Annotated in this window: 18 protein-coding genes; 12 read left to right on the top strand and 6 right to left on the bottom strand. The window is 71.6% G+C overall.

All coding sequences use genetic code 11. The annotated features are described in order from the left end of the window. Positions 1–99 precede the first annotated feature (99 nt). Together J5X07_RS11520 and J5X07_RS11515 are read left to right on the top strand one after the other, a co-directional pair. A complete protein-coding gene (locus J5X07_RS11520) occupies positions 100–1,029 on the top strand; it encodes a fructosamine kinase family protein (protein WP_208479891.1) in 930 nt (309 codons plus the stop codon). 9 nt (positions 1,030–1,038) lie between these two features. Next, positions 1,039–3,477: a hypothetical protein gene (locus tag J5X07_RS11515; protein ID WP_208479890.1), complete on the top strand. Its 2,439-nt coding sequence runs from the start codon at positions 1,039–1,041 to the stop codon at positions 3,475–3,477. A gap of 228 nt (positions 3,478–3,705) precedes the next feature. On the opposite strand, the gene J5X07_RS11510 is transcribed toward J5X07_RS11515, so the two are convergent. From J5X07_RS11510 to J5X07_RS11500, 3 genes are all read right to left on the bottom strand, one after another. Then, positions 3,706–4,569, bottom strand: a complete 864-nt coding sequence (locus J5X07_RS11510) for a glycosyltransferase family 2 protein (RefSeq protein WP_208479889.1) — start codon at positions 4,567–4,569, stop codon at positions 3,706–3,708. Positions 4,570–4,943: 374 nt separating this feature from the next. Beyond that, positions 4,944–6,776 carry a DUF885 domain-containing protein gene (locus J5X07_RS11505; protein ID WP_208479904.1) on the bottom strand — a complete coding sequence of 611 codons (1,833 nt, stop codon included), beginning with the start codon at positions 6,774–6,776 and terminating at the stop codon, positions 4,944–4,946. A gap of 10 nt (positions 6,777–6,786) precedes the next feature. Next, a complete protein-coding gene (locus J5X07_RS11500; protein ID WP_208479888.1) occupies positions 6,787–8,211 on the bottom strand; it encodes an amidohydrolase family protein in 1,425 nt (474 codons plus the stop codon). Between the two features lie 617 nt (positions 8,212–8,828). Between J5X07_RS11500 and J5X07_RS13125 the strand changes: the two genes are divergently transcribed. From J5X07_RS13125 to uppS, 3 genes are all read left to right on the top strand, one after another. Then, positions 8,829–9,131: a hypothetical protein gene (locus J5X07_RS13125; protein ID WP_243896791.1), complete on the top strand. Its 303-nt coding sequence runs from the start codon at positions 8,829–8,831 to the stop codon at positions 9,129–9,131. A gap of 27 nt (positions 9,132–9,158) precedes the next feature. After that, positions 9,159–9,785, top strand: a complete 627-nt coding sequence (locus tag J5X07_RS11495) for an HNH endonuclease (RefSeq protein ID WP_243896790.1) — start codon at positions 9,159–9,161, stop codon at positions 9,783–9,785. 612 nt (positions 9,786–10,397) lie between these two features. Beyond that, positions 10,398–11,141 (top strand): polyprenyl diphosphate synthase, encoded by a 744-nt coding sequence (uppS, locus tag J5X07_RS11490; protein ID WP_208479887.1) that lies wholly within the window; start codon positions 10,398–10,400, stop codon positions 11,139–11,141. A 278-nt stretch (positions 11,142–11,419) separates the two neighbouring features. Here uppS and J5X07_RS13440 read toward each other — a convergent pair whose 3' ends face one another. Then, positions 11,420–12,850: a family 4 glycosyl hydrolase gene (locus J5X07_RS13440; protein ID WP_208479886.1), complete on the bottom strand. Its 1,431-nt coding sequence runs from the start codon at positions 12,848–12,850 to the stop codon at positions 11,420–11,422. Continuing rightward, complete coding sequence (locus J5X07_RS11480; RefSeq protein WP_124934493.1) at positions 12,847–13,596, bottom strand: DeoR/GlpR family DNA-binding transcription regulator; 750 nt, start codon at positions 13,594–13,596, stop codon at positions 12,847–12,849. The genes J5X07_RS13440 and J5X07_RS11480 overlap by 4 nt, the downstream gene beginning before the upstream one ends. Positions 13,597–13,742: 146 nt before the next feature. Between J5X07_RS11480 and J5X07_RS11475 the strand changes: the two genes are divergently transcribed. From J5X07_RS11475 to J5X07_RS11445, 7 genes are all read left to right on the top strand, one after another. Further along, positions 13,743–14,894, top strand: coding sequence for a carbohydrate kinase family protein (locus J5X07_RS11475; protein WP_124934492.1), 1,152 nt, complete (start codon positions 13,743–13,745; stop codon positions 14,892–14,894). Next, positions 14,891–16,417, top strand: a complete 1,527-nt coding sequence (locus J5X07_RS11470; RefSeq protein WP_279596198.1) for an ABC transporter substrate-binding protein — start codon at positions 14,891–14,893, stop codon at positions 16,415–16,417. The genes J5X07_RS11475 and J5X07_RS11470 overlap by 4 nt, the downstream gene beginning before the upstream one ends. Further along, positions 16,414–17,361, top strand: a complete 948-nt coding sequence (locus tag J5X07_RS11465; RefSeq protein WP_124934490.1) for a carbohydrate ABC transporter permease — start codon at positions 16,414–16,416, stop codon at positions 17,359–17,361. The genes J5X07_RS11470 and J5X07_RS11465 overlap by 4 nt, the downstream gene beginning before the upstream one ends. Next, positions 17,358–18,167, top strand: coding sequence for a carbohydrate ABC transporter permease (locus J5X07_RS11460; RefSeq protein WP_124934489.1), 810 nt, complete (start codon positions 17,358–17,360; stop codon positions 18,165–18,167). Before J5X07_RS11465 ends, J5X07_RS11460 begins: the two co-directional genes overlap by 4 nt. A gap of 220 nt (positions 18,168–18,387) precedes the next feature. Next, complete coding sequence (locus tag J5X07_RS11455; protein WP_124934488.1) at positions 18,388–18,957, top strand: TetR/AcrR family transcriptional regulator; 570 nt, start codon at positions 18,388–18,390, stop codon at positions 18,955–18,957. After that, on the top strand, positions 18,954–19,547 hold the full coding sequence (locus J5X07_RS11450) for an NAD(P)H-dependent oxidoreductase (RefSeq protein ID WP_124934487.1): 594 nt from the start codon (positions 18,954–18,956) through the stop codon (positions 19,545–19,547). Before J5X07_RS11455 ends, J5X07_RS11450 begins: the two co-directional genes overlap by 4 nt. A gap of 193 nt (positions 19,548–19,740) precedes the next feature. After that, on the top strand, positions 19,741–20,496 hold the full coding sequence (locus tag J5X07_RS11445) for a DNA alkylation repair protein (protein ID WP_208479885.1): 756 nt from the start codon (positions 19,741–19,743) through the stop codon (positions 20,494–20,496). A gap of 110 nt (positions 20,497–20,606) precedes the next feature. Here J5X07_RS11445 and J5X07_RS11440 read toward each other — a convergent pair whose 3' ends face one another. Beyond that, positions 20,607–21,485: a DUF5926 family protein gene (locus tag J5X07_RS11440; protein ID WP_208479884.1), complete on the bottom strand. Its 879-nt coding sequence runs from the start codon at positions 21,483–21,485 to the stop codon at positions 20,607–20,609. Positions 21,486–21,899: the final 414 nt, after the last annotated feature.

Below are 21,899 nucleotides of genomic sequence, written 5' to 3'. Positions count from 1 at the left end.
CGGACCGGCGCCGTGGGGGGACTTCCGCCCGCCCCGGGCCTCGGACCGGCGCCGTGGGCCCTGGCTGCGCCGGGGGCGGACTGCTGGCACGCTGGTGCCATGTCGCATCCCCCTCAGCGGTTCCGCAAGCACGACGACGGCCCGGTCTCCACCCGCCTGGAGGCCCAGGGCCTGGAGTGGCTGGCCCGGGCCATGCCCGAGGGCGGGGCCCACGTGGTGCCGGTGACCACCGGCCCGGGCTGGCTGGAGGAGCCGCGACTGGCGACCACGCGGGTGACGCCGGGGGCGGCGCGGGCCTTCGGGCGGGCCCTGGCGGTGACGCATGCCGCGGGCGCCCCGGCCTATGGGGCCGCGCCCCCCGGCTGGGACGGCAGGGCGCGGATGGGCCGCTCGAACCTGCGCCTGCGGCCGCATGGGGCCGATCCCCGTGAGACCGGGGGCGGGCCGCGGCGGTGGGGCGAGTTCTACGCCGAGGACAGGATCCTGCCCTACCTGGGGCCCTCCCGGGACAACGGCTCGATCAGTGCGGCCGGGGCGGCGGTCATCGAGCGCCTGTGCTCGCGCCTGGCCGACGGCGTGCTGGACGCCGACCAGCCGGCGCTGGTGCGCCGTGCCGGCGGAGCCGGGGCACCGGTGGTGGCGCGCACCCATGGGGACCTGTGGTGCGGCAACATCCTGTGGGTGCCTGCCGATGAGGTGCGCGCATGGGCTCCGCCGCGGGCGGGGCTCGGCCCTGGGCCCTCTGGGCGGGCGGCCCCGGTCGGGGCGCGCGGCGGCGACCCGGTCGGGGTCCTCATCGACCCCATGGCCCACGGCGCGCACGCCGAGACCGACCTGGCCGCACTGGGGGTCTTCGGCCAGCGCCACCTGGACCTCATCTACCGCTCCTACGACGAGGTCTCCCCCCTGGCCGAGGGCTGGCGCGAGCGCATCGGCCTGCACAGCCTGCACATCCTGATGATCCATGCCTGCCTCTTCGGTGGCGGGTACGGCGCCGAAGCGGTGGGAGCGGCCCGGGCCTACGCCTAGGCTGGTGGCGTGAGTCCCTCCAAGCCCCGGCGCGGACGCGCGACGCTCCGCGCGACGGCCCACGCCCTCATCGTGATGATGGTGGTCGGCATGGTCCTGGACATCGCCGGCTCGGCACTGGCCGGCCCGGCCGCCCCCGCGAGCGCCGGCGGCCCAGCGGGGCCGGGGGCTCCGGCCGCGCGCTCCCCCGGCGAGGTCAGGCCGTCCCAGGGGCCGCCCGCCTCCCCCACCGGCCCCGCCGAGCGGCCCACCCCCACGATCGTGCTGGCCACCTACAACCTCACCTGGTCCGACCTGGCGGTCCTGTCCCGCGAGCCCGATTCGGCCGAGGATGCGGCCATGGTCCTGGACTTCGCCCGGGCCAATGAGCCGGTCAACCTGGTGCCCCGCAGCCTGCGGACCAGGACGAGTCTGCAGGACGGGTGGACGACCCTGGGGGCGGGCACGCGCATGGGCTGGTTCGGCCAGGGCGCGGAGCGTCGCCTGGAGCCCGCCGGCAGCACGGCCCCGGGAGCACTGGCACGTGCCCTGGAGGCGCGGGGCCTGAGCGTCAGCGCGGTGCGCCAGGACGCGTATCTGGCGCTGGAGCCCCATCCCGGGCAGCACCGGGGATCGACCGCCGCCCCGGATGCGGGGCCCAGCGCGCAGGAGGCCGTGCGCGCAGCGGACTCCGACCTCACCCTCATCGACACCACCCTCCAGGAGGGCCGGATCGGCGATGCGGGCCAGTTGGCCTCCCTGGCTCAGGCCCTGCGCGCGGCCCTGGCGCGCGCCGACAGCCGCATCCTCCTGGTCTCCCTGGCCGACGACGAGGATCCCGGCCCGCAGATCGCGGTCCTTCCCGCCGGCACCACCGGCGCGCGGGGCCGGCAGGGCGGCCTCATCGTCGGGGACTCCACCCACCGGCCGGGCCTCATCCAGCTCACCGACCTGGCCCCGACCCTCATCGAGTCCCTCACCGGCCAGGCGGCCTCAGGCCTCGACGGGCATGCCCTGCGCCTGCCCCCGGGGCCGACGGCGCCCCCCGGCCCCTCCCGCTCGGGGAGCGCGCCCGGCGGGACCGGGGCGGGCCTGCCTTCCGACCCGAGACTGGACCGGCTGCTCGACGACGCCCTGCACGCCCGTGCCTCCCATGCCTCCGTCATCCCCTCCAGCACGCTCCTGATGGCGGCGGCCCTGGGCCTGCTGGTCGCCGCGGCCCTGGCCCTGGGCAGGCCCGGGGCCGGGGAGGCGGGCCGCCGCCGGGCCCTGGGAGGGGTGCGGGCGGGAGCGCTGGTGGTGGCCGCCCTGCCGGCGGGCGCGCTGCTGTCCAACCTCCTGCCGTGGTGGCGCGCCGGCTCCCGGGATGGAGTCCTCTCCGCCCTGGCGCTGCTCTCGGGCATGGGGGCCCTCCTCCTCATGGCTATGGCGGTCCTCGGGCTCCTCGCGGTGGCAGTGCTGGGCCTGGGATCGCTGCCGGGGCTGCGCGGAGCCGGGGGGAGCAGTGCGGCCAGGGCGATGAGTGGGCACGGCCGGGCCGGTGCCGCCGGCACCAGAAGCGGGCTGAGCGGCCCCCTGGGCCTGGCGCTGGCGGCGGCGACCTGCCTGGGATGGCTCATCGATGGCGCCTCCGGCGCCCACCTGTCCTTCAACGGAGTCCTGGGGATGAACGCGGTAGTGGCCGGGCGCTTCTACGGGATGTCCAACACGGCCTTCGCCCTGGCCGGCGGCGCGCTGATGGTGCTCATCGCCGTCGTGGCGGATGAGGCGGGGCGCCGGCGCAGGATCCTGGCCCCGGTGGTGGTGGCGGCCCTGGGCGGGGCGGCGCTGGTCCTCGATGGCGCCCCCCAGCTGGGCGCGGATGTGGGTGGGGCCCTGACCCTGGTGCCGGCGCTCGTGGCGCTGGCGGCGGCCCTCATGGGCTGGCGCCTGGGCTGGCGGCGGTGGCTGCTGGTCGGGGCCGTGACCTGTGGGACCGTCGCAGGCTTCGCGGCACTGGACCTGGCGCGCCCCGACGGGCAGCGCACGCATCTGGGGCGCTTCGCCCTGGGGGTCCTCGACGGCTCGGCGCTGAGCACGATCGCCCGCAAGGCCTCTGCGCTGGTGCGGCCCTTCCTCGCCTATCCGCCGGCCCTGCTGCTCCTCGTCCTCGCCGCGGTTGCCCTCGCGGCGGCGGTGCTGTGGGGCCACGCGCAGCGGCGCCAGTGGCGGGCGGGGACGAGCCGCTACGGGTGGCTGGCCCAGCAGGCCCTACTGCCTCCGCCGTGGTGGCCTGCGGCGCTGCGGGCCCTGGGGGTGCTCACGGTGGTGGCAGTCGCACTCAACGACTCGGGAGTGACGATGGCCGGCTTCGTCCTGGTTGCGGCCGCCCCCACGGCGCTGGCCATCGCCCTGGCACCCGCCCCACCGCATGTCCTCGGGCCCGCGGGCGCCGACAGCCCTCCGCCCGGATCCGGTCGGGACCGCTAGGTGTGGTGGGTGATGAGGCTGTAGCCGTAGGGTGTGGGGGCTGGTAGCCCACCAGGTCTGGTGGTGGGCTGCGGTGCGGTTGGACGTCGCTTCGCGACAGAGGCATCACTTCGCGACGTGGACGGTACCTACAGGTGTCGTCCACGTCGCGAAGTGTCGCGCTTTCCGCCAAACGACGCCCAACCTGCGGCCCCACCGCCCCGGTCGCGCCTCCCCGGGGAGGGACGGCTAGTCCCCGGTGGGGGCGGTGGCCCCCTGGCGCTCCTGCGCGGGATGCTCCGAGGAGCCGGCCGATGCGGCCCTGGCCCAGGAGCGGTAGGCGTGGAAGGGGCTCTGCTCCTCGGCGGCCTTCTCGTAGTGGGAGGAGGACACGTGCTGGCGCCGGAAGCGGCGGGCCGCGATCGCGCGCACGACGTCGCGGTACTGGGAGGCGCGGTGCATGACCCCGGCACGGTCGTTGCCCGTGACGCGGTGGGTGATGTCGCAGGGCACCTCGATGACGGCCAGCCCGGAGACCAGCACATCCAGGGTCAGGCCCACCTCGACCCCCCAGCCCTCGGCCAGGGGCATCGCGGCCTCGTAGGCCTCGCGCGTGAGGCACCGCTGCCCGGACAGGGGTGCCACGGGCTCCCAGCCGGTGGCCCTGGCGATGGCCCGGCGGGCCGCCCGCACCACTCGTCCGCGCCCGCCGGCGCCGGCCTGCTTGGGCGGGACGGCGATGGCCATGTCCGCGACGCCGTCGACCACGGGCGGGACCAGCTCGGCGCAGGCGGCGGCGGAGTCGCCCAGGTCGGCATCGATGAACAGCAGGAGGCGGGCAGGGCCGTCGACGTAGTCGCGCATGCCCACCACACTGGCGCCGGTCTCCATGGCGGAGGCCTTGCCCCGGGTCACGGAGTGGCGCACGGTGACCGCCCCCGCGGCGCGGGCGTGGTCCTGGGTGCCGTCGGTGGAGCCGTCGTCGACGACGACGACGAGATCCACCCGCGGTATGGAGCGGCAGGCGCGGACGGTGGCCGCTATGCGCTTGGCCTCATCCTTGGCTGGGATGACGACTGCGACGCGCTGGTCGGGGCGCTTAGCTGAGCTCACGCCACCAGGGTAGCCAGAGCCGGAGGGCTGGGCGCTGCAAAATCGCCGCACTGGCAGCAGTCACCGATCTGCAACCTTGCGCCTATCAGCCAATTCCTAGACGAAGCCCGAGGTTCTACCAGCCTCACAGCAGACCGGAAGAAATCCCCTGACCACGCGAAACGGCGTCATCACAACCATACGACGGACCAGGACCTAGGTCCCCGGGGAAACGTACATCGGTTGCAGAATCCGATTCTGTCGGCGTGTCGTCTCATAGGAGTGAGTTGCTTCACACACAGGTGCTGTTTCTCGTGGCACGCTGGGCTCAGGGACCCGTCAACGGCGCCGGGTTCCGCCGACCCGCCCCGGCGCTGCACGAGCGGCCCCCGCGCTCACAGGCTGCGCTCGAGCAGATCCAGCCCCAGGGAGCCCAGGGCGATGCTGCGATTGTGGAAGTCGCACAGCTCCGCGCGCCCCCAGGGGCGCCCCTCGGACAGCGCTCGCGCCTCGGCGGCGCGCCTGCCCGCGAGCCAGACCCTCTCCCCCAGGACGTAGGACAGGGCCTGCGCGGGCCAGCCCAGCTGCCGGGCCACCTCGAAGCGCAGGAAGCCCTCGGAGATCACGGTGTGGTGGCGCAGCAGGGCCGTCACGGTCGCCCGGTCCCAGGTCCCCGAGGCGCCGGGCAGTGCGGAGACGTGGGCGGGGACCGACAGGTGGGAGTGCACCCCCAGGTCGACGAGCGTGCGGGCCAGGCGCCAGCGGCGGGCCGCCAGCCACCCGAAGTGGTCGGCGGGGTCGCTCAGCAGCCCCATCTCGCGCCCGAGGGACTCCCCGTAGAGGGCCCAGCCCTCATTGCAGCCCGGGACCCGCCCCAGATGGCGCTGCCAGGGGCTCAGACGGGAGTCGACGGCGTGCCACCCGGAGTGGGCGTGGTGGCCGGGGACGGTCTCGTGCAGGACGGTGGTGCGCTCGGCCCACGGCCACATCACCTCATCCCCTTGGGCCGGGGAGCGCAGCATCGTCCCGGGCCGGCGCCTGCCGCCGACCTCCCCGGGCTCCTCGTAGTGGACGCCGCCCCCGGGCTCACCCAGGCGCACCACGGGGCGCCCCAGGACGTCGGGCGGGTCCAGGACGGTGCCGACCACGGCGTCCCAGGCCTGATCGGCGGTTTCCTGGGCCCAGGCGATGTAGTCCCGAGGGCTCAGCCCCTGGGAGGGGTCGGAGCGCAGGTGGGCGTCCAGGTCGGCGGCCACCGCCCCGGGGCCGAGGATGTCGGCAGCCACGGCGTCCTGCTCGGCGATGACCTCCTCCAGCTCCTGCTCGGCCCAGGCGTAGGTCTCCTCGGGGTCCACCCGGGTGCCCAGGAGCCGCCGCATCCACAGGGCGTGGCGCCGGGGGCCGACGCCCTCGGCCCGCGGGGCGCGCGGGGCGAGGTTGGCCCGCAGGTGATCGGCGAAGTCGGTGATGGCCCGCCGGGCGAGGACCTCGGCGTCCTGGATCCCCACGCGCAGTGTGGCCGGGAGGTCCTCGGGCGGGTGCCACCAGGTGCGCTGGGCGAGGTCCCGCGCCTGCCCGACCACGACGTCGACCTGGCTGAGCGGGGCGATGACACCCCGGGCGGCGGAGGCCTCGAGGGAGGCGCTCAGACCCTCCAGGGAGGCGGGCAGCGCCTCGAGGCGGATGCGGTGCAGGTTCCAGGCGTCCTCCCACTTGGCCTCGGCCTCGGCCAGGTCCGCCTCCTCCGGGCCGCCCGGCTCGGGGGCGAGCCTGGGGGAGATCAGCTCCTCCCGGATCCGCTGGAAGGGGGAGGCCAGAGAGCCCAGGCTGCCTCCCTCCTCACCGGAGTCGATGAGGTCGATGGAGGAGGTGAGCCGGTCCAGCAGCTGGTCGCGCAGGATCTGGTCGGAGGGGCCGAGGCCGTCGACGACCGCCTCGACCCTCACGCGCAGGCTGCGCTCGCAGGCCAGACGGGAGGCCAGGGCCTCGGGGGAGAAGTCGGGGAGGAGGGCCTGGCCGGGCATGCCGGTAGTGGCGGCGGCGCGGGGGTCGTGCGCGGACAGGAGCCTGGCGTACTCATCGGCGAGATCGCGCAGGGTCTTGGCCGGGGGCCCGGAGGCGGGGGGCACCCCGGGCGGCGGGACGCCGGAGGAGGCCGGGGAGGGGGCGAGCACCGGGCCGCCCCGGGCGCTGCGCGGCGACGACTCGGGCGACTCGTGACTGGGCATCATGCTCTCCTCACACATCCGGATGGGTGGCGGCGCGCTCGACGCCGGCTCGGTGGGCGGCCAGGACCCCGGCGGGCCCCGGGTCCAGGGCGTGCTCGGGATCCCGGCCCGGGACGGGCCATCGCCGCCGCGCCAGGCCGGGGACGGCATCGGGGATGAACTCCCGGCCCCGCGTGGCCACCAGGCGCAGGTCGCGCAGGGCGCCCAGGCCCTTGCGCGGGTCGCCGGCCACGGCGATGAGGTCGGCGTCATAGCCCGGGGCCAGGACCCCCGCGACCCCGGCCAGGCCGATGGCGGCGGCGGCCCGGGAGGTCGCGGCCAGGATCACCTCGTGACGGGGCAGGCCCATGGTCTCCAAGGCCTCCAGCCCGCCGACGTAGGCGCGGTTGGCCACCTGGGGGATGCCGGCGTCGTGCCCGGCGACGATGCGCACGCCGCGCTCCCACAGCTCGCGCACCGGCGGGGCGAAGGAGTCGTCATGGGCCACCATGGCGGGGATGTCGGCGGTGATGGTGCAATCCACATAGATGCCGGCCCGGGCGATGCGGTCGGCCAGGGCGGGGTCGAGCTCGGTGCGGCCCCGGGCGGAGATGAAGGAGGCGTGGGCGAGGTAGTCCACGCCGGCGGCCACCGCCCGCTCGATGCCCTGGGTGCCGTGGGCGTGGGCGGCGCACAGGTGCCCCAGGCGGTGGGCCTCGGCGGTGATGAGGGCGATCTCCTCGGCGGTGAACTGGGCGTTCCAGGGCACGGAGGCGTCGGTGGTGAAGCCGCCGGTGGCCATGACCTTGATGGTGTCGACCCCCCGCTTGTGGTGCTCGCGCACGCTGCGCCGAATGCTGTCGGGGCCGTCGACCTCGCTGCCGGCGTGCCAGGAGTGCCCGCCGGTGGTGGTGATCTGGGGGCCGCTGGCGCGCACGCGGGGGCCGCGCAGCTCTCCCTGGGCGATGGCCTCGCGCAGGGCGACGTCCACGTAGTGGCGGGCGCCCAGGCTCTGGACGGAGGTGACGCCGACGCTGAGCAGCTCGCGGGCGCTGCGTGCGGCATTGAGGGTGAGGCGGGCGATCTCCTGGGGCCCGTAGTCGGGGTACTCCTCCTCGGTGCCCGAGGTGGCCAGGTGGGCGTGGGTCTCGATGAGGCCGGGCATGAGCGTGGTGCCGGGGAGGTCGACCCTGGTGGGGGGCGGGCCCGCGGGCGCGGCGGCCTCGAGCTCGGGCACGGGGCCGACGGCGGCGATGGTGGAGTCCCGGAGCAGGACGCCGACGCCGTGGAGGGGGTCGGCCAGGGCCTCGAGGCCCGCCTCGCCGCCCCTGGGGTCCCGGCGGCCGGTGAGCACGCGGTCGGCCGTGACAATGGCGGATCCGGTCCCGGGCAGGCGCTCCCTGCCCGGAGTGGGCGGGGTGATCCAGGAGGTGCTCGGGTCCGGGGACGGGTTCATGGTGGCCTTCCGAGCCTCACCAGCGGCGCTGCTCTGGGGGTCGAGGTGGCTGGTGGACTGGGCTGAGGCCCTGATCACCCCAGCCTGCCAGGCTCGCGACGCGGGGTCCAGGCTTTTGCTGAAAGTCCCCGAAGTTCTCAGCCTGCGAGCAGGCGGGCGGCGGCGATCTGCAGCTGCTCAGAGACGGGCAGCAGCCGCCAGTGGATCAAGCCTCTTGGTGTGGTGCATGTGGGATGCCAGTTGGGCCGCCTCTGCTCCAGGCCGACACGGCGTACTCCCGCCACGCGCGATCGGCGCCGCCCGAGCCGGAGCGGATCCACCGGGGCGCACACAGCCCAGATGCGCCCCCAGCCCCGACCAGCGCAAGCGGGCCCGCGGGGACTGCCACCACACCCAGGGACTCACCCGGGCTTCAGTCACCTCAACGGACCAACGCTCTCTATTGCACATTGCAAAGGAACACCCCGACCTCACCAACACACCCGACCCACCAGGGTCACCAATGATACACTCGCTCAGCGCACACACGAACCGAACAAGCACAACAACCAGCCCCACCATGATCTCAGAATAATTCTAAGCACTTCCCAAGAATACTAGGCGAGGAGTCAGGCTTCGTGTCGCCTCAACCGCAATACACGATCGAAGAAGAGCGCGATGCCCACTTCGCGGCAATGCAGTGGTTCGAATCACGACGGCTGGCCGGGCACGAGCTCTTCACCCACAAAGACCTCATGCAAGGGATGATGTGGCACGGTCACCGCATCGCGCTCACCCACCAAACTCAAGGGATATGGAGACCCCAAGGGTTCGACGCTGCTTTTACCTTCAAAACGGTAGCGCGATCACCCAACAAGGAGGCACCATACGAGGATCGCATCGATGCTGATGGGTTGCTCCGCTACAAGTTCGCCGATTAACCCAGTAAGAACTGGACGAATGACGCCATGATCAACGCCGCCCAGCAGAATTATCCACTCGCATGGCTGATAGGAGTAAGGCCCGGCAATATTCTATACTATTACGCCCGCTTTCCCGTCTACATCGAGCGGGTCGATCATCGACGCCGAGAGTTCATCGTCAGTATTCACGAGACGGTTCTGGAACACACAGGAATCAGCAATCACGAGCCACCCATGATCGAACGCAAGTACGTATCCCGTTGGACAAGAGCCCGCGTTCACCAACACGATTTTCGCGAGCACGTCATTAGTGCCTATGAGATCTCTTGCGCCATCTGCGACCTCCCACACGCACAGCTACTCGAAGCGGCACATATCATTCCGGACTCGGAGGAATCCGGCGTTCCCGAGGTCAGTAACGGCCTCGCATTATGCCGCACTCACCATACAGCTTATGACCGCAATCTCATTGGGATCGACACAGACTACCGCATCCACGTGGCGTCAAGGGCTCAAAAGTTGGAGAAAGACACTCATCGCATCAGCCTCACCCCCTTCGACAGGAAGCCATTGACTCACATTCCAAGGAGCAAGAGGTTACATCCCGACCAGGACCGTCTCAACGCCAGATTCACCAGCTTCCTAAAGACAGAGCAAGCAATGAATCATTAAGTGGCAGAGGCGCACCACACATCACCCAACACTGCACCTACACCTTTGGATTCAAAGGTGAATTATCCCACATGAATGGTGGCGTGTCGCCCCAACATCGTCGGTCGGCTGAACTATCGCAACAGCCACATCATTCAGTTATCTTTCAGGTAGCTCCCAAGATCTGGATTCATCCAGCGATCCGGGCGACGACTTGCCACCCACCAAGTACTGAGCCTCGGCTCAGGCAGTAGTGCCCTCCCAGCATCACGACACAATCGGACCGCATATGAGAAAGTAGGACTCAAGTCCCCCTTCCCAAGCGTCACCCACTGTGCGGCTGAACCACCCGCCATCGGGGAGCCGGCCTGGCAGTGTCGGCGGGGTGCCGCCGGGGTGCCGGCGGGACAGGAGCCCACTGGCGGGCAAGCCGGCATGCTATAGTTCTGGTAACGGCCTGTCCCTTGGCCGAATCGGCTGAGGACATCCGATTCCCCTACGAGCAGGCCACCACGCATTGCATGACACATAGTTCTCACTAAACACCCCGAGCGCCGTCACGAATCAATCCCGACAGCCTTCAATGGATCGAATATCTAGCAGTGTTTGTGTGAACAAGGCAGAGGAGCGAGTATGAGCGATGTGACGAGCGCCGCGGACTATGATCTGATCAGACAGAGCGTCGCCAACGGCAAGTTGAGGCATTTTGCCCTCACCGCAGATGGGAACGGACGATGGGCGACAACTCAGGGGCTCAAGCGATCCGTGGGTCATGAGGAGGGCATCCGCTCATTCGTGGCCTGCCTCAAGGTCCTGCGGGAGCTGGGGGTCCAGTACTTCTCCATCCACGCCTTCTCCCCCGAGAACTGGGGCCGCAACACCGCGGAGATCCAGTACATCATCGACCTCGTCCAGCGGGCTCTCACCCATCTGGAGCCATCCTTCATGCGCGACCAGGTGCGATTCACCTGGGCCGGAACCACGAATAATCTCGAAGCCTCAGTCGTGGACTTCTTCCACGGGCTGGAGGAGAGGACCGCCGGCAATACCGGGCTGACCCTCCAGTTCTGCTTCAACTACGGCGGCCGGCAGGAGATCTACGAGTGCCGCTCCCAGTTCGAGGACGACAGCATCGACTGGAACAGCCCCGCCAGCAGATTCGGCTACCACCCCGACATCCCTCCCGTGGACTTCTACGTGCGCACCGGGGGAGAGCTCCGCATCTCCAACTTCCTCATCTGGCAGCTCGCGCATGCCGAGCTGTACTTCACCGAGGTCCCATGGCCCGCCTTCCGGGAGGCCGAGCTCCTGGCCTCACTCACAGAGTTCTGCACACGGGACAGGAGCTTCGGCCGAGTGCCCGCCTCCAGGCGATAGCGCCCGCAGGGCCATCACCTCGCCACGAGGCAGGCCCGGTTCCGACTCGTCGGCGGCGCCGTGGCAACCGCCACCTCCTCATCCACTGGCCCCAGTGCACATCACTGACACCCTCACTACCTACAGTGAGGCCCTCATTCGCTTCACTGATGGTCTCAGTGTATGCACTGAGGCTGTCAGTGCATACACTGAGACCATCAGTGGAGTGCAGTGAGCATCGGGCGCCGACGCTCAGCAAAGCGGGCCCCGCCATGGCACAAGCCCGCATGATCCCGCACTCAGCGGCCCAGGATCCGCGCTACCTGCGGGTGCTCCTGCATGTACCCCTCCAGGATGCGGCGCGCCACCTGCACCGAGTCCACCAGCGGATGGGAGGCCAGCGCCCGCCACGCCAGCGAGGCGTCCCCGTGGAGCGCCGCATCGATGATGAGCTCCTCGCAGCCCTTGACCGTGGCCATCAGCCCCAGCTCCGCCCCACCCAGGGGCGCCACCCGCTGGGGGTGCACCCCCTCGCCGTCGACCACGCAGGGCACCTCCACCACCGCATCCTCACGCAACTGGGGCACCAGCAGCCCACCGCCATCGGCACCGTGGGCATCATCATTGGCCACATCCAGGATCATGCGGGCCGGGGCGCCCGTGGCCACCGCCGTCATGAGGTCCAGGGCCACCTGCTGGTAGCCGCCGCCCGCCAGGTCCTCCTCGCGCCGGCCCGCGCGCTGGGAGTCCTCCCGCGTCTCCGCCATGTAGGTGGCCTCGCGCTCATCGAGCACGCGCGACCACAGCTCCCCGGCACGCCCCGGCTCACGGGCGGCCGCCTCGTAGAAGCCGCCCTGCTGGAGGACCAGGAACTCCCCCCGCGTGCGCTCCTCCTCGCGGATGCGCTGCACCGCCTCCCGGTTGAGGTAGTAGTAGAAGAGGTACTCATTGGGCAGCATGCCCAGCGTCCGCACCCAGTCCGCCCCCAGGGTGCGGGCCTCCTCCAGATGATCCAGCAGGGCATCGTCACCCAGCAGCTCGGGCAGGCGATCGCGCCCCGCCACCTCCAGTGAGCGCAGCCACCCCAGGTGGTTGAGCCCCACATAGTCGAAGCCCAGCGGCCCATCGGCCCCACCGGCTGCGCCCTCCCCCACCGAGGCCGCATCGCGGGGATCGAGCCCCAGGGCGGCGGCCGTGCGCCGCACCAGGCCGATGGGGGTGTCGCAGATCCCCACCACCCTGGGCCCCAGCACTGTGCGCATCGCCTGGGTGATGATGCCCGCCGGGTTGGTGAAGTTGATGACCCAGGCCTGCGGGGCCAGATCGTGCACCGCGCGGGCCAGCTCCATGGCCACCGGGATCGTGCGCAGCGCGTAGGCGTAGCCGCCGGCGCCCACCGTCTCCTGGCCCAGCACTCCCTGGGCCAGCGCGACGCGCTCATCAACCACGCGGCCATGAGCTCCCCCCACCCGCATGGCGGAGAAGACGAAATCCGCGCCGCGCACGGCCTCACGCAGATCCGTCGTCGAGGTCACCCGCGGCGCCCCCGGGTAATCCAGGTCGGCGATGACCGAGGCGATGACATCCAGGCGCCGCCGCGAGCAGTCGTAGAGCCTGACCTCATCCACCACGAGTCCCGGGTAGGGACCGGTGCCCGAGCGGGCCGCTGCGAGCACATCAATGATCTGGGGGACGCGGAAGCCGCCTCCCCCTGCAATAACTAGCCTCACGCGAAGAGGACCTCCGTAGCAGTGCCCTCCAGGGCGGGCAGGGGATCGGCCGCGGGGTCGGCCGTGGTGATGATCATGTGCGCGTCGCTGAGCGCGCACACGGGCAGGAGCCCAGAACCGGGGAACTTGTCCGACGTCGCCACCAGGCAGGTGCGCTGGGAGGAGGCGGCGATGGCGTGCTTGACGGGGACCTCGGCCCCCGTGGAGTCCAGCACCGTGCCATCGGGGCGCACCCCCGAGGTGCCGATGAAGGCGATATCCGCGCTCAGCTGGGCGATCGCCTGCTGGGTCAGCGCCCCCACCAGGGACAGGTAGGAGGGGCGCAGCAGCCCGCCCAGGACGATGAGCTCGACCGCGGTATCCGCGCGCAGCTCATCGACCACCGCCAGGGAGGCGGTCACCACCGTCACCTCCCGGCCGCGCAGGTGCCGGGCCACGGCCGCGCAGGTGGTGCCGATATCCAGCAGGACGACGTCGCGCTCCCGCACCACTGCGGCCGCACGGGCGCCCACACGGTCCTTCTCCTCGGCCCTGTGAGCAGCCACGCGCGCGAAGGGCGTCTCATCGGCCTCCACCGCGCCCCCTCCGCGCACCCGCTGCAACCTGCCCTGACGGTCCAGGTGATTGAGATCACGGCGGATCGTGGAGGGGGAGACCTCCAGGCGGGCAGCCAGCTCCTCCACCGACACACCCCCGTGCTCACGCACCAGGTCGACGATGGCGGAATGCCGCTGCGGAACCAACATGCTCGAAGAGTACCGCACGTTGCGCACTAGTGATCATACCTGCGCATTTCCACCCAAGGATCCCGCAGCCGTGTCGTATACTTTTTCCCGTTGCACGCAGGCTCCCCCCAACCGGAGCCAGCCCCTCGCCGACCAAGGAGACCACCGTGGCGAACACCAGTCACTCCAACGATGGAGAGCCTCCCAGCCCCATACCCCCCACCGGCGGGCCAACCATCACCACCCCGCACCCCACCCGTGAGTTTCCCGTCTGCGTCCTGGGCCCCGTCTTCCTCGACGTCATCATGACCGGCCTGACCCAGCCCCCCGTCCCCGGGGAGGAGCACTGGGTCCCCGGCTGCGAGATCATGCCCGGCGGCAACGCCAACCAGGCTGTCGCCCTGGCGCGCCTCGGCCTGCCCGTGGCCCTGTGCTGCTACCTGGGCCAGGACCGCGCAGGCTCCTTCGTGCGCACCATGCTCGCCGAGGAGGGCATCGACCTGGCCTGGGCCCAGGACGCCGAGCGGCAGTCGGTCACCGTCTCCCTGGCCTACGACGGGGACCGGGCGATGGTCACCCGCGGCTCCGAGGACGCCCCGCCCCTGAGCAGCGCCCCGCTGGCGCCCGCGGTCCTCATCGCCAACCTCAAGACCCTGGAGCGCAACCGGACCACCGTCACCGCCTGGCGCCGCTCGCACACGCCCGCCACCGTCATCGGCCAGGTCGGCTGGGACCCCACCGGGCGCTGGGACCCCGCCGACCTCGCGTCCCTGTCCCTGTCCGACGTCTTCGTGCCCAACGACGCCGAGGCCACCCACTACACCCGCACCTCCACCGCCTCCCAGGCCGCCAGGGCGCTGGCCGAGCGCGTGCGCCTGGCCGTGGTCACCTGCGGGGAGCGGGGCCTGGTGGCCTGCGACGGCGAGCACGAGATCGCCCTGCCCGCCGCGCCGGTCCGGGCCGTGGACACCACTGGCGCCGGGGACTCCCTGACCGCCGGGCTCACCTGGGCCCTGGCCCATGGGCTGCCGCTGCGCGCCGCCCTGTCGGCCGCCTGCCTGACCGCCTCCTTCACCGTGGGCCGCCCCGGGGGCTCGATCAACGCCCCCACCGCGGCCCAGGTCGCCGCCCACGCCCGCAGCCTCGACCTGGACCCCTCCTACGATCTCAGCTTCCTGGACCTGCTCGACGACCTCGCCCAGACCGGCGCGGGGCTCTCGGAGGGCACCCCGGCCTGCCACGCCCCCGCCACCCCCCTGCCGCAGAGCACCACTCTGTGCCCGGACCAGTCACCGACCCATGAAGGAGCCCCGCAATGACCCCTCCCTCCCCGCTGCCCCTGACCTCCCTGCCCCGGACGAGCCGGCGCGGCCTGCTCCTGGGGACCGGCGCCCTGGCCGCCGCCGGCGCGCTGGCGGCCTGCGCCCCCAAGGGCTCCAGCACCTCCACCACCAGCAGCACGCCGGTCGCCGTCTCCACCGACATCGCCTCACTGCCCAAGCAGACCCTCACCGTGTGGGACCAGGAGACCCGTGGCGGGCAGAACGCCCAGATGGAGCAGCTCAACGCCGCCTTCATGGAGAAGTACCCCAACATCACCATCTCCCGGAACTCCCAGTCCTTCGAGGACCTGCAGAGCACCCTGCGACTGGCCCTCAGCGGCGAGGACGCCCCCGACGTCGTCCAGGCCAACAACGGACGCGCCACCCTGGGGCAGTTCGTCTCCGCCGGGCAGGTCATCTCCCTGGACCCGTGGATCCCCACCTACGGCTGGGACTCCGCCTACTCGCCGTCGATCCTGTCCTACTCCTCCTACTCGGCCGACGCCACGACCTTCGGCGAGGGCAGCCTGTGGGGCCTGCCGCAGGTCGGCGAGAGCGTGGGCATCTACTACTCCCCCTCGCGCCTGAGCGAGCTGGGCCTGAGCGCGCCCGCGACCTGGGAGGACTTCACCGCCCAGCTGCCCACCATCAAGGAGGCCGGCAAGGTCCCGCTCATGCTCGGCAACGTCGAGAAGTGGCCGGCCCTCCACGTCTTCGGCCCCGTCCAGGGCGCGCACGTGGACCCCGAGACCATCCGGGCCCTGGGCTTCGGCAACGCCGGCGCCTCCTGGGACACCCCCGAGAACCTCGCGGCCGCCACCGAGATCCAGGAGTGGGCCACCAAGGGCTACTTCAACGAGGGCTTCAACGGCGCCGACTACGACGCCACCTGGCAGAGCTTCTCCCAGGGCGAGGGCATCTACCTCATCGCCGGCTCCTGGCTCGCCGCGGACCTGCACAGCGCCATGGGCCAGGACGTCGCCTTCCTCCTGCCCCCCAAGGCCAAGGGCATGAGCAAGACGGCCTCCACCGGGGGCACCGGCCTGCCCTTCGCCATCACCTCCGCGGCCAAGGACCCCAATGTGGCCGCCGCCTACATCGCCTTCATCACCAGCGCCGAGGCCATGAAGGTCCTGGCCGACAACGGCAACGTCCCGGTCAACGACACCGCGACGTACGCCACCGGCGAGGCCAGCGTGACCAACGACGTCATGAAGGGGTTCTCCGCTCTGACCACTGAGGGGGAGGTCCTGCCCTACCTCGACTACGCCACCCCCACCTTCGACCAGGTCATCGGCGACGCCCTCCAGAGCCTCCTGGACAACCGGACCAAGCCCCAGGAGTTCCTCGACACCCTCCAGGCCGCCTACACCGAGTTCACCGGCAAGGGCCGGCCGGGGGCCCGGGCGCGCACCGCCGTCGGGGCCCCGCGGAGCAGCAGCCGCGCCCGCGGCGGTGACCGGGTGCCCCCACCCGGTCACCGCCGCGGGCGACGCCTTCCCCACCCAGGAGCACCATGACCACCCCCGACCACTCCCCCACGGCCGGGCCCTCGGGCACCGGCCCCCGCCGTCGGCCCGCCGGCCGGCAGCTGTCCACGCGCGCCGGGCGCCGGCTCGCCTCGCTGTGCCTGCTGGCACCGCCCCTGCTCGTCTACGGGCTGTTCATGCTCTACCCCCTGGGGCGCGTCCTGGTGCTGTCCCTCTACCGCTGGGACGGGCTGGGCACGGGCACCTGGGCGGGACTGGGCAACTACGTGGAGACCTTCACCGACCCCCGTCTCCTGGAGGCCTTCGGCCACGCCCTCATCCTCATCATCTTCTACGCCGTCCTGCCCCTGGGCATCGGACTGGTGCTCGCCAGCCTCCTGACCCGGGCGCGCCTGCGCGGCATCGGCTTCTTCCGCACCGCCGTCTTCCTGCCCCAGGTCATCGCCATGGTCGTCCTGGCCGTGGCCTGGCGCCGGATCTACGCCCCCGACGGCCTGATCAACACCGTCCTGCGCGCCGTGGGCCTGGACGCCCTGACCCGCACCTGGCTGGGCGACTTCTCCACCGCCCTCATCGCCGTCGGCCTCATCGGCACCTGGGTGAGCACCGGGCTGGTCACCGTGCTGCTCATGTCCGGCATCGCCCGCATCCCCAAGGACTACTACGAGGCCGCCATCCTGGATGGGGCCGGATGGTGGCAGCGCCTGCGGGCGGTGACCATCCCCGGAGTGCGCGCGGAGATCCTCGTGTGCCTGACCCTGACGATCATCGCCGCCCTGAAGACCTTCGACCTGGTCTACGTCACCACCTCCGGGGGCCCGGGCTCGGCCACCACCGTTCCCTCCTACGAGGTGTACAACCACGCCTTCCGGCTGGGGCAGGTGGGCACCGCCTCCTCCCTGGCCGTCGTGCTGACCGCCGTCATCTTCCTCATCAACCTGTCCATCAACCTCCTGGGGGAGCGCGACCGATGAGGATCTCCCGCACCGAGAGGACCATCAGCTACGTCGTCCTGGCCGTCTTCGCCCTCCAGGCCCTCCTGCCGGTGGCCTACATCCTCATCCTGGCCCTGGGCTCGGAGCGGATCGGGGACGACTCGTGGGGCCACGTGGAGAACCTCGCCACCGCCTGGGAGCGGGGGCGGTTCTCCCAGTACATGGCCAACTCCGTGACCGTGGCGCTCATCGTGGTCAGCGCCGCCCTGGCCCTGTCCCTCATGAGCGGCTATGTCCTGGGGATCCTCAGGCCCCGCGGCTCCGACGCCCTGTTCTACGTCTTCCTGGTGGGCATCATGGTGCCCTCCGAGGCGATCATCCTGCCGCTGTTCTTCGACCTGCGCGCCGTGGGCCTCATCGACACGATCTGGGCGGTGGCACTGCCCCAGATCGCCCAGTCGCTGGCCTTCGGCACCTTCTGGATGCGGGCCTTCTTCCGCGGCGTGGACCCCTCCATCCTGGAGGCCGCCAGGCTCGACGGCGCCGGGGACCTGCGCATCCTGTGGTCGGTGCTCCTGCCCCTGGGCAGGCCCGCCGTCGTGACCCAGATCGTCCTGACCTTCATGTGGACCTGGAACGACTTCCTCATCCCCCTGGTCATGTCCCCCTCCGGCACGGTGCGCACCGCGCCCCTGGGGCTGGCCTTCTTCCAGGGCCAGTACACGCAGGGCTCCACCCTCCTGGCCGCCGGGGCGGTGCTCGTGGCGCTGCCCGTGGTGGTGCTCTACCTGTTCCTCCAGCGCCAGTTCATCTCCGGCATCACCGAGGGCGCCGTCAAGGGCTGAGGCGGCCCCGGGCGACCAGGAGGCCGGGTTCGCGGCGCCGCCGTGTCCAAAACGCTGACAAAGGCACTCCGAGGCCCCCGAGGCACCCACGGTGATCCACGGAATCATGCGGATCCCTATGATCACGGCGCACCCGCTCGGCTCGTTTGTCAGGGATCTGGACAGCCGTGGCGCCCCACAGCGCTCTTGACAGGTAAGTGAATGCCGTTAACCTCAGTGTGTGGCCCTCGTCCTGGAGCGCGGCAGCACGAGCACGCGCGAGCGGCTCATCACGGCGACCCTGGAGCTCATCGACGCCCAGGGCTGGCCGGCCGTCACCCTGACCGGGGTGGCCCGCGCCTGCGGGCTGACCACGCCCGCCTGCTACAAGCACTTCCCCTCCAAGACCAGCCTCTTCCAGGCCGCCCTGAAGCGGCTGTCCACGGACCTGGGCGAGCGCGCCGCAGGATCCCTCCAGGAGGATCCCGCGGAATCACTGCTGGCGATCGGCCTGCTCCTGGTCGAGCTCGCCGAGGACCACCCGCGCCTGTTCGAGTTCAACCAGCTCAGCCCCGTGGCCATCGCCGCGGTGGCCGATCCGGCCGCACACCACCCGCTGCTGGCCACCATACGCCGCGAGGTGGAGCGCCTCGCCGCAACGAGAGGAGCCGACCCCGACCCCCTCCACCTCATCATCTGGTCCTGCCTCCAGGGCTACACCCAGCTCATCGCGGCAGGGGCCACCACCGCGGACCCGGAGTTCATGCGCCGGGCCCTGCACGCCGCCATCACGATAGGAGACCACCCATGAGCCGCAAGAACGACCGCACCCTCATCATCTACGCCCACCCCTACGAGGGCTCCTTCAACCATGCCGTGCTGGAGGCCGCCACCACCGCCCTGGACAAGGCCGGCCGCCCCTACGACGTCATCGACCTCTACGCCGACGGCTTCGACCCCCGCTACACCACCGAGGAGCTGGCGCTGTTCGGCGAGGGCGGCACCCTGGACCCGCTGGTCACCCGCTACCAGGACCTCATCGACAGCGCCACGCGCCTCATCATCATCGCCCCCATCTGGTGGAGCGAGCTGCCCGGGGTGCTCAAGGGCTTCGTGGACAAGGTGATGAAGCACAACTGGGCATACACGGCCACCCGCACGGGCGTCAAGGGCCGGCTGACGCATATCAGGGAGGTCCTGGTGCTGACCACCTCGACCGCCCCCACCTGGTTCCTCAAGCGCCTGGCCGGCAACGCGGTCAACGGGGTCTTCCTGGGGTCGGTGATCAAGCAGCTGGGCATGGGCGGGCGCCGGTGGGTCAACTACGGGAAGGTCGACAAGGGCGGGGCCTCCCGCCGCAAGAAGCACCTGAGGCGGGTGGCCCGCCTGGCGCGGGGCTGATGCCTCCAGGAGCCAGCAGGGCGAGGAGCCCCGGCGCCCTGAGCGGGGAGCCGCCGCCGAGCGCGGCGCGCGTCCCAGCCCAGTCCGGCGAACCGGCCCCAACCCGGGACGGCCCGCCACGCCGCTGTCAGCCCGGCAGGCCCGCCGGTGCGACGGCTCCCTGGCTCGACCGCCCCGACGATACGATGAGCCCATGAGTCGCACCTCGTTGAGCCCCGACAGACTCGCGGAGCTCAACGGCGGCGGCGAATCGCGCATCCTGGGCGAGATCCTGGCGATCAGCCACGCCCGCCTGCTGGCGGCGGTCCTGCCCGAGGCCCCGGAAGGGCTCAGAGACGCCGCTCGGAGCGCCGACTCCCTGGGGATCCTGGCGCGCATGCGCGCCATGGGGCGGGCCCTGCAGGCGCACCTGGGTCCGGAGCCCCTCGGGCCCCTGGCCGGGCACCCCTCGGACACCGTGCGCGGCTGGGCCGTCTTCGCGCAGGCGGCGGCCCTGGAGGAGCGGGCGGAGCCGGTCACGGAGGTCCTGGCCTCCGTGCGCGGCGCTGCCGACGACCCGCACTTCGGCGTCAGGGAGTGGGCCTGGCTGGCGGCGCGCCCGCAGCTGGCCGGCAGCCTGGACGAGGCTGTGGCCGCACTGGTCCCCTGGACCTCCGACCCCTCGGAGCGCATCCGCCGCTTCGCGAGCGAGTCCCTGCGACCACGGGGTGTCTGGGCCCCGCATATCCCCGAGCTCAAGGAGGATCCGGAGCGGGGGCGCGCGCTGCTGGAGCCGCTGCGGGCCGATGAGTCCCGCTACGTCCAGGACTCGGTGGCGAACTGGATCAACGACGCCGCCAAGACCCGCCCGGACTGGGCCAGCGGCCTGTGCCGGCAGTGGCTGAGCCAGGATCCCGGCCCGGCGACCCGCCGGATCGTCACGCGGGGCCTGCGCTCACTGCGCTCCTGAGCCGCGCTGCCGCCCCCGACGGGCAGGGCCGCGCAAGCAGGGCCGCGCCTGACATCGGGGTGCCCGACGGCAGGCGCGGCTCCAGTGATCAGGGCTCCGGGACCAGCCCCTCAGAGGTTGACCTGGCGGGAGATGATGCCGGCCCTGGCGCGGCGCGCGGCAGCATCCAGCGGCCCGCTCTCCGCGAGCGCGGCGTCCAGGCGCTCGCCCATGGCGCTCAGCGGCCCGGTCAGCTCCTCGGCCTCGGTGCCGGGCACCAGCTCCCACACGGGGATCGCCAGCCCGCAGGCGCGGAAGGCCCCGATGAAGCGGGCGCCCTCCTCCAGGTCCGACTCCCGAGCGGCGTGCACGCGGGCGAAGGCGTTGAAGAACTCGTCCTCATCCTCCCCGCGCACCCAGCGCACGAACTCCTTGCCGTTGATGCGGCACCAGTAGGCGTGGTCCACACCGGGCACGGGGCGGGTGGGCGGCAGCTCGTCCTTGGAGCCCTCGATGGCGCGGGCGGTCTCCTCATCGGCGGCGGACTCGGCGTCGACCCAGAAGTCGAGGGCCTCGCGCACGTCCACCATGGGCTCCACGCTGAGGTCCAGGATGTCCTGGAGGCGCGGCCCCGGCTCGGGCAGGCCCTGGCGCGCCAGCCCCTGGCCGGCCTCCAGCTGCAGGGTATCGAGCAGGGCGGCGGCCACGTCACGGGAGGCGTCCCCGGAGTGCATGGTGGTCTGGAGGGCCACGAGCACCTCGCCGTCGGCCCGTCGCATCGCCTGGGCGAGCTCGGGCAGGAGGGTGACGAGCTGGACCTCACCCCCTCCGTGCTCCTGGGCCAGGCGCACGGTGGCGGTGGCAGCGGGGATGATCTGCATCATCGCCACCAGGCCCTCCTCGCCCGGGATCCCGGCGAAGGGGCGGGCGACGAACTCGATCTTCTTGGGCTTGGCGGCCTTGGTCTCACCAGCGTCCCGGCGGCGCCCCTGGCGCTTCTTCTTCGACATGCCGGCAAGCCTACCCGTCCGCGTGCCGGCGCCCAGGATCCGACGCCGCACCCGCAACCGCAGCCGCTGTTGCACATCTTCAAGTATTGACCGACAGGTTGATCCGCATGATTCCGCGGCTCACCCATCCCGGATCCCGACAATCGGCTTTGAAGATGTGCAGCGGGGGGCCTGTTGCACATCTTCGGCCCCTGCCGGCCTCAGCACCCGGCGGGATCCCGCGGAAAAGCAGGGACCAGCGGGCGGGCCGGGACCTGAAGATGTGCAACGGAGGCCGCACCGCTAGGTGTACTTCCTCGGGAGGTTGTGAACGTCGGGGGTGAGGAGGAGGCCTCCGGCATGATGTGGGTGTGCACGTTCACATCTGTACCGGAGGCCTCCATGACTCACGCTAACGCACCTTTGACGCCCCAG

The sequence above is a fragment of the Actinomyces bowdenii genome (assembly GCF_017592395.1).
GTDB classification, from domain to species: Bacteria; Actinomycetota; Actinomycetes; order Actinomycetales; family Actinomycetaceae; genus Actinomyces; species Actinomyces bowdenii.
The sequence above is the reverse complement of the archived record's forward strand: the minus strand, read 5'-3'. Positions and strand labels throughout refer to the sequence as shown.